The sequence below is a fragment of the Vibrio sp. Isolate25 genome (genome assembly GCF_022398025.1).
GTDB classification, from domain to species: domain Bacteria; phylum Pseudomonadota; class Gammaproteobacteria; order Enterobacterales; family Vibrionaceae; genus Vibrio; species Vibrio coralliilyticus_A.
Genome location: NZ_JAKEUT010000004.1, coordinates 170009 through 185366, shown reverse-complemented (window position 1 = coordinate 185366; position 15358 = coordinate 170009). Strand labels below are relative to the sequence as shown.

The window sequence follows — 15358 nt, the reverse complement described above, 5'->3', positions numbered from 1 at the left end:
TCTCGTGTAAAAGTTAATTCAGGTAAAACACTCAATTACCTTCCCATACATTTACCGAAATTCTATTCGCTAATAAGCAAAAAAAAAGAGGAAATGATAAATCATCCCCTCTTCAGAAACCGAGTAATTTCAAACTATTTTCTCGTGTGACAATGTCACTAATAGATTATAGGTTTTTAACAATATCTCTGACCAGTGCGGGGCCGTGATAGATGAAACCAGAGTAAACTTGTACAAGTTGCGCTCCAGCCATCATCTTTTCTTTTGCAGCCACGTACGAATCAATGCCACCTACCCCTATGACCGGAATTTGCTCTCCCAACTCTTCATGCAAACGACGTACAACTTCCGTGCTACGAGATTGAACTGGTCGGCCACTTAAACCTCCCGCTTCATTTGCGTGCTTCATACCTTCGACAATACTGCGATCCAATGTTGTATTGGTTGCAATAACACCATCGATTTTATTCTTCAGTAAAGAATCACAAATTTGGCTGATCTCATCGTTACTGAGGTCAGGTGCGATCTTTAGAGCAAGCGGAACATATTTATTGTGTTTCTCAGCTAATTCGGCCTGCTTTACTTTTAATTCGGAAAGCAACTCATCTAGAGCCTCGCCATATTGAAGTGAGCGTAATCCCGGAGTATTCGGCGATGAGATATTTACCGCGATGTAACCTGCGTGCTCATACACTTTTTCCATACAGATCAGGTAATCTTCGGCACCCTTTTCAATTGGTGTATCTTTGTTCTTACCGATATTGATACCAAGCACACAATTGAAGTTTGCTTTCTTCACATTATCAACTAGATTATCGACACCTAAGTTGTTAAAGCCCATTCGGTTGATGATACCTTCCGCTTCCACCAACCGGAAAAGACGCGGCTTATCATTACCAGCTTGTGGTCTTGGTGTTACAGTTCCAACTTCAACAAAACCAAAGCCCATCGCATCAAAAGCCTCTATGCATTCACCATTTTTATCCAAGCCAGCGGCAAGGCCAACAGGATTACGAAAAGTGAGCCCCATACATTCAACAGGACGATTTGGAAGTTGTTGACGATAAAGAAGATCGAGAGGTGTTCCTGTGAAACGTTTGAAGTTTTGAATTGCGAGATCATGTGCCTTTTCGGCATCAAGTTGAAAAAAGCCAGCTCTGGCTAGACGGTAAAGCATTTTGCCTCCGATAGAAAAAAGCCCCGTATAAACGGGGCTGTATTATTGACTGTTTTACCGAATAATTCAACGAAATATGTGTTGATTACTCGTTCGCGGAACAGTTTAAGTTAAGCAGCATCAATTCACGTAAAGCAACGGAGAACTTAGCAAATTCATGCACCGAGCCAACTTTAAACTCATTAAGGATATTCTCCCAACGATGAAGGGAGACTTCATTATTGGCGATCCAATCATCCAGTGCTTTCATCACATCAAGATCTTCCGGTGCACAACTGCAACTCAGAACTTGACCGGTCAACTGGCGTTGCTGCCAGTCTAGATCTTCACGGAAAGCCGCTCTTGCTAACGCTTGCCAATGATTGTCTACGGCCTGCCCGTTGATCTGTTTCAAGAACCAATGCAGAGACAAACGATCGCCCAAGTTGTAGTACAGCTTAGCGCTCTGCTCGACTGATTTGCCTTTTTCTCTAGCCACTGTGGAAATATCCAGTACTGAGTATAAACTAGACAAGCGAGAAACGTAGTTGGCAATCTCTGGACTAATACCTTGTTCAATCCATGCTTGTGCCATTTCATTATGCTCTTCCACTTCTGATGGAACCAGCATATCGTCAAGCTTGGCTTTGATCGTTTCTACATCGCCTTGATAAAGTTCGATCAATGCTTTCACACATTGACGGCCAGTGCGGTTACGTAACAGCCAGCGAGACAGTCGACGTAAAGTCCGACGGACATAAAACATCATATCGTACTGAGCTTCTGTTGAAGCTTGGTTATCTAGTTCGCGCAGTGATTTGAGTACATCACCTAAACCAAAAATTTCGCGAGAAGCTGCATATGCATTAGCAATATCTACAACGTGAGCACCTGTCTCTTCTTGTAGACGTGTCACGTAGTTACAACCCATTTCATTAACCATCTGGTTCGCAAGCGCTGTTGCAATAATCTCAGCACGTAAAGGATGGTTGTCCATTTGTTGAGAATAGTTACGGCGTAACTCAGTAGGGAAATAATTAACCAGCTGCTGAGCATGATAATCATCATTTGCGATATCATCATGGACTAACTCTTCTTTCAGAACCATCTTGCCATAAGCGACCAAGACGGAGAGTTCTGGTCGAGTTAATGCTTTGCCCAGCTTTTCTCGCTCCAGTAAGGTTTCATCATCAGGGATATACTCAAGAGCACGATCAAGGTGCCCCGCTTTTTCTAAATCGTGAATAAAGCGAATCTGCTCTTTGACTAGAGAAGTACCTTGCTGTTCAGTTACTGAAATAGATTCAGATTGGCAATATGCATCATCAAGTACGATTTCACCGACTTCATCTTCCATCGATTCGAGAATCTTATTACGCTGCTTGACTGTAAGATCACCATTAGCAACAAGACCATTTAAGAAGATCTTAATGTTAACTTCGTTGTCCGAACAATCTACACCACCAACGTTATCGACAAAGTCTGTATTTACGCGACCACCGGTCAATGCATACTCGATACGACCTAACTGAGTCATACCTAAGTTACCGCCTTCACCGACCACTTTTGCTCGCAGGTCACGCCCATCGATACGTAAAACATCGTTAGCACGATCACCAACATCAGTGTGAGTTTCGCTTGATGCTTTCACATAAGTTCCGATACCACCGTTCCATAAAAGATCGACTTTCATTTTCAGTAGCATCTTAATGAGCTCATTTGGTGCCAAGGAAGCTTTCTTGGTACCAATCATTTTTTGAATTTCTGGCGTTAGTGTAATCGACTTCGCACGACGATAGAAAATACCACCGCCTTTAGAAATCAGCTTCGCATCGTAATCTTCCCAACTTGAGCGAGGCAATTTGAACAAGCGCTCACGCTCTTTCCAACTCTTCGCTGAATCCGGATTTGGGTCAATAAAGATGTGCATGTGGTTAAACGCTGCTTGAAGACGGATATGCTTAGATAGGAGCATACCATTACCAAATACGTCACCAGCCATATCGCCGACACCAATCACGGTAAAGTCCGTGGTCTGACAATCAATCCCCATTTCACGGAAATGACGTTTTACAGACTCCCAACCACCTTTTGCCGTGATGCCCATGGCTTTGTGGTCATAACCGTTAGAGCCGCCAGAAGCAAACGCATCTCCAAGCCAGAAGTTGTATTCATCGGAAACTGAGTTTGCTAAATCAGAGAATGTTGCTGTGCCTTTATCTGCAGCAACCACTAAATATGGGTCATCTTCATCATGACGAACCACGCTCTTAGGTGGAACCACTTCCCCTTCGATGATGTTGTCTGACACATCTAGAAGTGCGCGAATGAAGCGTTTGTAGCAACGCTGGCCTTCTGCGAAAATCTCGTCACGACCACTCAACGTATGCTGACGCTTACAAACAAAGCCACCTTTTGCACCGACTGGCACAATAACGGTATTCTTTACTTGCTGCGCTTTTACTAAGCCGAGGATTTCTGTACGAAAATCTTCCTGACGGTCTGACCATCGCAAACCACCGCGGGCCACTTTACCACCACGAAGGTGCACACCTTCAATGTCTGGGGCGTAAACAAAGATCTCAAATGCAGGTACTGGCTGCGGGATCTCCGGAATATCACTCGGCTTCATCTTCAACGATAGCCAAGGTTTATTCTGCTTATTTGCGTCTAGCTGATAATAGTTAGTACGCAACGTTGCAGTGATCATTTCTACATAGCGACGGATGATACGATCATCATCCAAGCTTTCTACATGATCAAGTTGCTCCGTGATCTTTTCCGTCAGTTCAGTCTGACCTTTCTGACTGCCTTTAAATTTAGGATCAAAACGCTTAGCAAATAATTCGACCAAACCTTTCGCTAGTTCTGGGTAATGGCTTAGCGTTTCTTCAATGTATTGTTGACTGAACGGGAAACCGACCTGGCGCATGTAACGCGCGTAGGCACGAAGAATCGAAATTTCACGCCCCGTCAATGAAGCACCAAGTACTAGGCGGTTGAAACCATCGCTCTCCAGTTCACCAGCCCAAATTGCGGCAAACGCCTGTTGGAAACGATCACGAGCTTCACGAAGATCAACTGTCTTTTCGCTCTTATGAAGCATTGAGAAGTCGAGGATCCAATACACCTGACCGTTCGCTTTACGAACTTCATAAGGTGACTCACCAATAACTCGTAGACCCAAGTTTTCTAACATTGGCATCACATCGGATAGATGAATAGGCTCATCACGATGATAAAGCTTCAGACGAACTGACTTTGAATCTGAACCCAATTCTTGTGGGCGATAGAAGAGCATGCCTAGTTTATTGTCATCACTCAATGCCTCAAGACGTTCGATATCTGCAACCGCAGAACCTGGCATAACATCTTCTTTATATGAGCGAGGGAATGCACGTAGATACTCTTTCGATAAAGGCAGACCTTTACTTTCACCGAAGTTCGCTACAATCGCGTCTGATAGGCGATCATCCCAAGTTGAAGATGCTTCCATTAAGTTTTGCTCAATCATTTTTACGTCTACATCCATGTTGTTGTTATCAACACGAACAATGTAATGAGTTCTGGCTAGTGGGCTTTCAGAGAAATAAGTTGTGAATTCTACTTCTTTATCGCAGCCAAAATATTGTTTTAATATTCGCTGAGTCTGGCGACGAAGTTCTGTGTTATAACGATCTTTCGTTACATAGACCATGCAACTGAAGAAGCGACCAAACGGGTCTTTGCGAACAAATAAACGAAGCATGTCACGATCTTGCATCTGCACTACGCCCATGCCCACTTCAAGAAGTTCTTCTTCGTTGGCTTGAAGTAGTTCATCACGCGGATAGTTTTCTAAGATGTTGTGCAGTGCTTTATAGGAGTATGAACCTTCGCGATAGCCACTTGCGGCCAGGATACGTTCTACTTTTTCGCGGATTAATGGGATGCTTTCCACACTTTGATTGTAGACAGCTGAAGTGTAAAGACCCGTAAAGCGGTGCTCACCGATGACTTTGCCATCTTTATCAAATTTCTTGATACCGATGTAGTCCGTATATGCCGGACGGTGAATTCGCGAAGGCGTATTGCCTTTAGTCATGATCAATAAAAACGGCTTTTTCGCTTCTAAGCGTGCAGAATCTGGGAAGTCAGAAAGCTTAACGCTGCGGACACGATCGCGATTCGCAAACAGCCCCAGCCCTTTATCAGCCGTTGGACGAAGCTCTGTATCACCATCCACATTGACCAAGTCATATTCTTTGTAGCCCATGAATGTGAAGTTATGATCGCCTAACCAGCGTAAGAACTTAATCGTTTCCTCATAACGATCACGTTCGACATCAACTTTGCCTTCATGCGCTTCAACTTGGTTCGTTACTTCTTCCAGTTTCTCAACCATCAACAACCAATCTTGCACCACTAGAGCGGTATCCGTCAGGATTTTCAAAAGCTCTTCTTTTAGCGAGCTCATCATCTCCTTCGCACTTAAGCGGTCAACTTCAATATGGAACAGTGACTGGAGAACACCTTCTCCTTCGTTGATACTTATGATCTCACCATTTTTATTGCGTTCAATTTGTGTAGGGCCATGAAGCATAAGGTGGGAAGCTAAATCTAAACGGCTAAGCGCCATTTTTACCGAATCAACAAGGAATGGACTATCGGGAACGACGATTTCTACAATGGTGTGTGTGGATTGCCATCCTTGACGGCTTACGGTCGGGTTAAAAACTCGAACCGATACATCATCTGCTTTTTTCTCATTAATATGGTGCCAAAGGCTGACTACAGCGCCATACAAATCAGATTCGTTTCGTTCGACTAGATCGTCTTGAGATATGTTATTGAATAAATGCTGAGCAAGTTGAGTGACTAGGGGTTGATGAGCAAGCTCGAGTTTGTCTTGAATCAGTTTGTAGACCTTTTCAAGCAGAACCGGCATCAGAGTTTCACGCGCGGTCATAATCACACTCCACAATTAGAATTGTATATATATTTGGGGGATGTTGTAAGCATAGTGCTTAACACGGGTAATGCCGCTTTATTGTAAAAGCTTTATTGATAAATAGTTAATTCTTTTAGGAGTGGTAGGAGGTGAAATGTTCGATAATGTGACTAAGGCACTATTTAAACTCCTATAAAATCAGTTGCTCACAGAACTTCTAACTTAATAAACTTGTTATTTTGGTCAGTTGTTAAACGAAAGCGCCCTTTAAGGCCGATTTGACTAAGAAAAGGTCTGAACCTCGATGCAGGCAATTGTAAGCGTAAACCATTATCAGTTATCACTAAAACGTTGCTGGCAGCTCCACTGTAATGAGCTAGAAAAGATTGATAAGAGATGTTAAGTGAAAAGTAGTAGTGATTCATTTGTGTTGATTAAAAAAGTAACGGTTTGTTCACACTGACAAGATAACTGTACAAATATACAGTAGCGCCATATAGCGCTACTGTTTCTATTAAAGCCCTAGGATTCTAGTGCTTTATTGACCTTTTCAAACAGGTCTTTTGCTAAGTTATCCATTGACTTGAGTGCTTCAAGCTCAGCTCTAATCAAAGCTTGGCGCTCTTCATCATACTTGCGGAACTTGAGCAATGGGTCAATGAGCCGCGAAGCAACTTGTGGGTTACTGCTGTTGAGCTCTTTCAAAATCTCTCCCGCGAACTTGTAGCCTTCACCTGACTTAGCGTGGAAACGCACTGGGTTCATATTCAGGAAAGATCCAATCAGGCTGCGAGTTCGGTTTGGATTTTTCAAGCTGAACGCTTCATGACTCATCGTGCCCTTGATGACTTCCAGCACATTTTCGGCTGGGTTTGTACCCTGTAAAGCAAACCATTTATCCATTACCAAACCATCATGCTTCCACTTATTGCTGTAATCAGCCATTAATTTTTCACGGCATTCAAGTTGGGCACTGTTCGCCGCGCTCATCGCCGCAATCGTATCTGTCATATTGTTGGCTTCAGAATACTGTTTTTCAGTTAATCTGTTGCCTTGATCTGTATACGCAAGATACGCCAAAGCTGTATTTCGCAAAGAGCGCTTGCCAATTGCATCGTGATCAATCGTATATTCTGACTGCGTCAAGCTGTGATAAAGCGCGCCAAACTCATCTTCTAGCTCGAAAGCCAGCTTCATTTTGATGGATTTAAGCACTTTAGCAACAGCGTCTACATCAACCTGCTTGTACCAACCGGATACTTCATTGTGGTTTGGCAATGCCATCATCTCAGCAATAAATGCTGGTTCAGGCTTGTCTGATAGTAAGACACCTCGGAAGGCATCAATTAGCGCTGGAGACAGTTCAACATCTTGACCGTTTTGCACTGCTTCAACGTTACTACGAATGTATTTTGCTAACAGCATTTGACCAGCGTCCCAACGAGCAAATTCGTTACGCGCATGCACCATCAGGAAAATCAGTTCTTCATCGCTATAATCGTACTCCAAAACAACTGGTGCAGAGAACTCACGTAGCAAGGACGGTACTGGTTGCTCAGATACGTTTTCGAACACGAAGGTTTGCTCAGCTTCGGTAACGTTAAGAACATTTTCGACTTTTTCACCGTTACATTGTAACTCAATAACATCACCGTTTTCCGCATACAACTCAACATCAAATGGAATATGAAGCGGCTGCTTTTCTTGCTGCTCATGAGTCGGTTCAGTGTGCTGAGAAACAGTAAGCGAATACGTTTGTGCCGCTGAATCATACTCACTTGTGACGGATACCGTTGGTGTACCTGACTGGCTATACCATAGGCGGAACTGTTTCAGATCGACACCTGATGCATCTTCCATAGCCGCGACAAAATCTTCACAGGTTGCCGCAGTACCATCATGCCGCTCAAAGTAAAGCCTCATACCTTTCTGGAAGCCTTCCTCTCCCAGCAGTGTATGCATCATTCGGATAACTTCACTACCCTTTTCGTATACCGTTAAAGTATAGAAGTTGTTCATTTCTATAACTTTTTCAGGGCGAATTGGATGTGACATAGGGCTCGCATCTTCTGCGAATTGTGGGCCACGGATAATTCGTACGTTGTTAATACGATTCACCGCTCTAGAACCCAAATCAGAAGAAAATTCTTGATCACGGAATACAGTAAGGCCTTCTTTCAGGCTCAATTGGAACCAGTCTCGGCACGTCACTCGGTTACCCGTCCAGTTATGAAAGTACTCGTGACCAATAACCGCTTCGATACCTAGGTAGTCAGTATCTGTTGCCGTTTGATCATTAGCCAAAACAAATTTAGAGTTAAAGATGTTCAGGCCTTTGTTTTCCATTGCCCCCATGTTGAAGAAGTCAACGGCAACAATCATGTAGATATCTAGGTCATACTCAAGACCAAAACGCTCTTCATCCCACTTCATTGAGTTAATAAGAGACGTCATGGCATGAGGGGCACGATCCAGATTGCCTTTATCAACAAAGATCTCCAACTCAACATTACGACCTGATTTTGTTACGTACCTATCACGAAGAACGTCAAAGTCTCCGGCTACCAATGCGAACAAATAGGCTGGCTTAGGATGAGGATCCTGCCACTGAACCCAGTGGCGACCGCCTTCCAGTTCACCTTCAGCAATACGGTTACCATTGCTTAACAAGAATGGGTACTCGAATTTATCCGCGATGACTTTGGTGGTGTATTTAGCCAAAACGTCAGGACGATCCATGTAGTAAGTGATACGACGGAAACCTTCCGCTTCACATTGCGTACAAAATGCACCACCAGACTTATATAATCCTTCCAGAGCGGTATTCTCTTCTGGATTAATCTCAGTAACAATTTTCAGTTCGAATTCTTCAGGTAAAGCAGAGATCTCCAATGTACCTTCAAGCTCTTCAAATCGAGTCCAAGCTTCACCATTAACGAAAATACTCACTAACTTGAGACTTTCGCCATCAAGGCGAAGCGTGCTTTGATCTTTCATTTGTTTAACTTGAGAAACCGCCGTGACTATAGTTGCGGTATCATGAAGCTCAAAGGTTAAATCAATGTCGGAAATAGTGTGTGATGGAGAGGTATAATCTTTACGGTATTTGGCTTGAGGTGTTTGAGCCATGTCGAAATCCTTCTGACTAGATGTAATACACTGTGAACTGCTCTACAAGAGCACTTGGTGAGTATGTTGTTATTTAAAAACACTGCTACTTTCTTTTCAGCTAGCTTAACCTCAGAAAATTAAAAAAACGAGGTATTATGTCTAAATACCTCGCTTTTCAGCTGCTGTGGTTAGTATTTTCAAATTATACGTCTAAATAATCACCATCTTTTAATGCTTGTTATATCACCTGACTCGATTCAAAACAGCATAAAGTGCACCTTCTTCCATCTCTAATGTCAAAATATCACTGTTCAAGCTGTATCTCGTTTCATGCTCACCATTTTCATACAGTAAAACTAAATGCTCACCTTCTGTGTAATAAACACCTTTATGGATTGCTTCATCACCTTCTTCATTGCTGACTCTAAACATGAACACAAAATCTGGCTGCAAAATAAGATCCATACGTTGCACTTCGCTTGCAAGCATTTCATGCCCACTTAGCTGAGCACTAGACCACATACCGGCAAGTGAATTAGATAAAGCTTTTGTGAAAACCACGCCATTAAGGTTAAGCATATTATGGTTACTGCTGTAATTGTATATTTGCGGCTCAGACGTGTTTAAACCTAGAATTATCGTATCTTCATTTGCCGCATAAAGCCCCTCCCAATGATCCACAGAGTAATCACGCTTTTGAATATCAATTTGGAAACTGTAGTTGGAGTCGAGACTAAGTTTGATTGCTAAGAAATTTTCTTCTGATTGTTCTGGGTTTGGATTCACAAGGTACCAATCCCCAAGTAAGAATGGTTGATCGAATTGAGTCAAATCGCTGTTATCTCTGGTTTCGCTTGCGAACACAGAAACGCTTATACAAGTCAGTAGAATTCCAATCCATCTCATATCGCATCCCTCACTCTTTTCTATAAGCTTAGGTGCGGAAATCTGAATAAGCGAAATTTTTTGATCTATATCACGTTAATTATTTAAATAAAAAAAGCGAGCTAATTTGTAGCTCGCTTTTTATTTCAAATATTTCAATTACTTAATCATATCAACCATGATAGCTATCGACTCATCCAAGTATGCATCTGGAGCTTCATAATCTTTTGGCACGTCATCAAGAGATTCAAATGGTTTCTCTCCATGAGCAGTTTGCCTTAAATTAATACGAGCCAAGCGATCGTCATCCGCTTTATCACTTTCATCCTTACGAACTTTCTCGTTAAGAGACAAAGTATTATCGTCTTTTTCTGCTTTGTATTTCGCAATATCCTCAGAAATAAACTGGAACTCTAAATCCTTAGCTATTCTTGCCTGATGCTGAGCATCGAGTTTTTTGATTAATTCACTGTTACGCTGTAACACTTCATATTTAGCTTTATCAATACTATCCCAAGGCAGCGCATTGTCTTCAACGCTTTCACCCGTATCGCTTGGTTCGATCGGGGTTGGGAACGCAATATCGGGTGCTACACCTTTGTTCTGAGTACTGCCACCATCGATGCGATAAAACTTTTGAATCGTGTACTGTACATAACCCAGCTCTTTATCAAATAGATCATAAATATGATTTAAAGAGCGATGCTGTTGCACAGTCCCTTTACCAAATGAGTTTTCACCTAGAACGATTGCTCGGCCATAGTCTTGCATTGCAGCAGCAAAAATTTCTGAAGCCGATGCACTGTATCGATTAATAAGAACTGTCATAGGGCCGTCGTAACTGATTTTACCATCAGTGTCACTATTCACATTGACACGCCCGTAACTGTCGCGAACTTGCACCACTGGCCCACTGGTAATAAAAAGGCCGGATAAAGCCGTCGCTTCCGTCAGTGCTCCACCACCATTGTTGCGAAGATCAACAATGATACCGTCAACACCTTTACCTTTCAGTTCTGTAATCAATTTATCTGTGTCTTTCGCAAGGCCAACATAAAAGCTTGGTACTTCTAGTATGCCAATCTTCTTACCATCTTTTTCAACCACCTCAGACTTTACAGCGCGGTCTTCAAGTCGGATTTTATCTCGAACAATGGTAATGACTTCCGCGTTAGCATCTTTACCTTCAGGCAAGATTTGCAGATACACTTTAGTGCCCTTCGGCCCTTTGATTAGTTGAACAACATCATCCAACCTCCAGCCGATGACATCAACGATACCTTCGCCATCCTGACCAACACCGATGATACGATCACCTTCAGCCAATTGTTTGCTCTTGGATGCTGGGCCACCAACCACTAATGAACGAATAACAGTGTAATCATCTGTCATTTGAAGAACCGCGCCAATACCTTCTAGAGACAAATTCATCTCTGTTTGGAACTGCTCAGCATTTCGAGGAGAAAGGTAACTGGTGTGTGGGTCCACTTCTCGAGCAAACGCATTCATATACAGTTGGAATGCATCCTCATTATGAGTTTGGCTGAGGCGCTTGAGTGCATTGTTATAACGTTTGCCTAAAACGTCTTTAATTTCATCCCAGTTTTTACCGGTTAGCTTGAGATTCAACGCATCATATTTAACACGTTTTCTCCATAGCTCATTAAGCTCTGCTGTATCTTTCGGCCAAGCCGCTTCACTACGATCAAGTTCAATACTTTCATCTGTATCAAACTTCATTTCGTTATCAAGTAGAGACAACGCATAGACAAACCTTTCGTAGCGACGTTTCATCGACAAGTTATAGATGTCAAAAGCGATTTGGTTATTACCTGACTTTAGCTGGTCATCAATATCCAACGCTACCTTATTGAATGAATCGATGTCAGCTTGAGTGAATACATTTCTGTTGAAATCAAGAGATTCAATATAGCGCTGAAATATCGCTTGAGAAAACTGATCGTTGAGAGTGAAGTGCTTGTAATGGGAGCGAGTGAAACGTGAGGTAACACGTTTACTTGCAGTTGCATGTTGATCTTCGGGAGTTAAGACAGGTAAGTCTTCGAGGTTAATTTTCGCTTCAAGAGCGCTTGCTGAAGAAGCTGCCAGCCAGAGGCTAGCAGCAATCAGCGACAATTTTGAACGGCATTTCATGCGTAGGAGTATCTCCTTTATGCGCGCAGGTGCTCCGCTTTAACAACCATTTGCAGGCCGTTAGACAGTTGAACACGCACATCTTCCTTATTAATTTCAACGATAGTCGCAGCCATGTTTCCTTTGCCCATATTTACGTTTACTTGATTACCGATCGTCATTTCGTCAGCGTTCAGAGCACGCGTTTCTACTGGCTTGTTGGCTTTCTGTGTTTTGTTTTGCTGTGGGCGACGGCTCTGTGGCTTTTTATTCGCCGGTTTAGCTTTCGCTTTACCTTCTTCACGAGCTTTTTGAGCTTGCTCTTTACGACGAGCTTGCACTTTTGCTTTGCTTTCAGCTAGTGCTGTTTTCGCGTGTTCAACATGCTCTTCTTCTAGCTCACCCGCTGGATTGCCATCTAGATCAACACGAGTCGCCCCCGGCTTGACACCGTGTAGGTAACGCCATGATGAAGTGTACTGTCTTAACGCTGCACGAAGCTGAGTTTTACTCACCTTAGGATCGTCACTTAGACGTTCCGCAAGATCTTGAAAAATACCAATTTTAAGTGGTTTTGCTTCACCTTCTAAAGTAAAGCACTTAGGGAAACATTCAGCAATATAGGAAATAACTTCTTTGCTGTTTTTTAACTTTTCAGTGTTTTCCATGAGGAGTCCTGGTTAGTGCGGTCTGTCCGCGAGCATTAAGATAAATATTTCAGGTATTATAGTGACCTGCAAGCGAAAAACCACACTCAATCTGGAAATTATGCACTGATAGCGTGTGAATTAAGCAGCTTTTCCACTTCGCTCATCAAAAAAGTCAAACCTTCTTCATCTGTTTCACTAAATCGGCCGACTTTCGGACTATCAATATCCAGAACACCTACAATATTACCGTTAATGCTAAATGGAATGACGATCTCAGAATTACTCGCCGCATCACACGCAATATGGCCTTCAAACTCACGCACATCATGAATCCTCTGAACAGTATTCATTGCAACCGCAGTACCGCACACCCCACGACCCACAGGAATTCTTACGCACGCAGGTTTACCTTGAAATGGCCCAAGGACCAGTTCCCCTTCTTTCATTAGATAAAAGCCCACCCAATTAAGTTCCTCAAGCTCCATGTTCAAAAGAGCACTTAAATTAGATAAGTTGGCGATAAGGTCTTTTTCCGATTCTAAAAGTGCGACAGCTTGCTTGGTTAAGCGGTGGTAATGTTCTATTTTCATACTGACTTCCATTTGAAAATGAGAGACTTCCATCATGAATCAACGTACAATCTTCCGTAAATTATAAATAGTAAGCATTCTCATTATAATGTCTGATAACCCCAACACTATTAGCCGTTCTTGGCTAATAACTCAAGTAAAACAACACAAGTCGAAACTTGTTCTCGCTAATATTATCGCGTTGATAGCCACTCTTGTGAGTGTCCCTATCCCGCTTTTGATGCCTTTAATGGTTGATGAAGTTCTTCTAAACCAACCTGCAACCGGCCTCGAGTTGATGAATAAAGTGTTACCTGTTTCAATGCATACTCCAACAGGTTATATCTTCTTGACACTGCTTCTCGTCATTCTCATGCGCACCGTCAGCCAAGGACTAAATATTCTTCAGGGGCGACAGTTTACGTTAATTTCCAAGACCATCACTTATCAAATGCGAAGTAAAATGATTGATAAGTTGGGGCGTATTAGTATCAGACAATATGAAACTCGTGGTAGTGGTGGCATTAATGCTCACTTAATCACCGATGTGGAAACCATCGATCAATTTATTGGGACGACACTAAGCAAGTTTCTTATTAGCTTACTTACAGTTATCGGCACCGCTGGTGTATTGCTTTGGTTGGAATGGCGCCTTGGGCTATTTATTCTTCTAGTCAACCCTATTGTCATCTACTTCTCTCGCAAACTCGGCAGTAAAGTTAAGCACCTTAAAAAAAGGGAAAACCAGTCCTTCGAGCGCTTCCAAAACCGGCTGGTCGAGACCTTAGACGGTATTTATCAACTACGAGCAGCTAATCGCGAGCGTGAGTTTCTCGGCGAGTTAAAGCAGCAGGCAAACCAAGTTCGCCTTGATGCGGATAAATACGCATGGCAATCAGAAGCAGCTGGTCGAGTTTCTTTCTTGCTATTCCTCTTGGGCTTTGAACTTTTTCGCGCAGTAGCCATGTTAATGGTCCTGTTTAGTGATTTAACCATCGGACAGATTTTTGCCGTCTTTGGCTACCTTTGGTTTATGCTTAGCCCGGTACAGGAGCTACTCGGTATTCAGTTTTCTTGGTATAGCGCAAAAGCTGCAATGGCCCGTATTAATGCTCTCCTTGATTTAGAAGAAGAGCATCGCCCTGTCAGCAAAACCAACCCATTCACTGAAGATAGAGAAGTGGATGTTAGAATCGAAAACGTTGACTTTTCTTACAATGAAGAGAGCCGAGTCCTCAATAATTTGAGTCTTAGTATTCCCGCAGGGAAAAAAGTGGCATTAGTTGGTGCAAGCGGTGGTGGAAAATCGACACTAATTCAGTTGCTCATTGGTGTTTATCGCCAAGACTCAGGCATCATACGATTCAATGGTGAGACAACCGATGATATCAGTTTTGATGTAATTCGTGAACAAATTGCTGTTGTATTACAACAACCTATACTATTCAACGACAGTTTAAGGCATAATTTGACACTCGGTTCCGACTACGATGATCTACAACTATGGCGTGCTCTTGATATCGCACAGATGCAAGATGTCATTAGCCAGTTAAGTGATGGCTTAGATACTCAAGTGGGCCGAAATGGCATTCGTTTATCAGGCGGACAAAGGCAGCGCCTAGCAATCGCTCGTATGATTTTAAGCGATCCTAAGTTTGTCATTCTGGATGAAGCGACTTCTGCTTTAGACACCGCTACCGAGGCAGCACTACACAAAGCGCTGACAGAGTTTTTGAATGGGCGCACAACCTTGATTGTGGCGCATCGACTCTCAGCAGTAAAACAGGCTGATTTGATCTACGTTTTAGAAGATGGACAAGTTACACAGGCAGGCACGCATGTTGAGTTGGTTGAACAAGAAGGATTATACCAGACGCTTTATGGAAGCGTTCAATCGCACGCCTAAAACCCTGACTGCATGCCA

The 15358-nt window shown here is 42.8% G+C and carries 9 protein-coding genes; 1 reads left to right on the top strand and 8 read right to left on the bottom strand.

Annotated elements, in window-relative coordinates:
* Positions 1–166 precede the first annotated feature (166 nt).
* The 8 genes from pyrD to L1D15_RS11900 form a co-directional block, all read right to left on the bottom strand.
* Positions 167–1177, bottom strand: a complete 1011-nt coding sequence (gene pyrD / locus L1D15_RS11935) for a quinone-dependent dihydroorotate dehydrogenase (RefSeq protein ID WP_239875791.1) — start codon at positions 1175–1177, stop codon at positions 167–169.
* A gap of 85 nt (positions 1178–1262) precedes the next feature.
* On the bottom strand, positions 1263–6104 hold the full coding sequence (locus L1D15_RS11930) for an NAD-glutamate dehydrogenase (RefSeq protein ID WP_239875790.1): 4842 nt from the start codon (positions 6102–6104) through the stop codon (positions 1263–1265).
* A gap of 188 nt (positions 6105–6292) precedes the next feature.
* Positions 6293–6511, bottom strand: coding sequence for a DUF2835 domain-containing protein (locus L1D15_RS11925; RefSeq protein ID WP_239836424.1), 219 nt, complete (start codon positions 6509–6511; stop codon positions 6293–6295).
* Positions 6512–6608: 97 nt separating this feature from the next.
* The gene (gene pepN, locus L1D15_RS11920; protein ID WP_239875788.1) at positions 6609–9215 is read right to left on the bottom strand and encodes an aminopeptidase N; all 2607 of its coding nucleotides are present in this window, start codon (positions 9213–9215) and stop codon (positions 6609–6611) included.
* Positions 9216–9440: 225 nt separating this feature from the next.
* On the bottom strand, positions 9441–10103 hold the full coding sequence (locus tag L1D15_RS11915) for a hypothetical protein (RefSeq protein WP_239866535.1): 663 nt from the start codon (positions 10101–10103) through the stop codon (positions 9441–9443).
* A gap of 138 nt (positions 10104–10241) precedes the next feature.
* The gene (gene prc, locus L1D15_RS11910) at positions 10242–12236 is read right to left on the bottom strand and encodes a carboxy terminal-processing peptidase (protein WP_239875787.1); all 1995 of its coding nucleotides are present in this window, start codon (positions 12234–12236) and stop codon (positions 10242–10244) included.
* Positions 12237–12253: 17 nt separating this feature from the next.
* Positions 12254–12883 carry an RNA chaperone ProQ gene (gene proQ, locus L1D15_RS11905; RefSeq protein ID WP_239875786.1) on the bottom strand — a complete coding sequence of 210 codons (630 nt, stop codon included), beginning with the start codon at positions 12881–12883 and terminating at the stop codon, positions 12254–12256.
* Positions 12884–12981: 98 nt separating this feature from the next.
* A complete protein-coding gene (locus L1D15_RS11900) occupies positions 12982–13455 on the bottom strand; it encodes a GAF domain-containing protein (protein ID WP_239875784.1) in 474 nt (157 codons plus the stop codon).
* 88 nt (positions 13456–13543) lie between these two features.
* Here L1D15_RS11900 and L1D15_RS11895 point away from each other — a divergent pair, with 88 nt between their 5' ends.
* Positions 13544–15340, top strand: coding sequence for an ABC transporter ATP-binding protein (locus L1D15_RS11895; protein ID WP_239875783.1), 1797 nt, complete (start codon positions 13544–13546; stop codon positions 15338–15340).
* Positions 15341–15358: the final 18 nt, after the last annotated feature.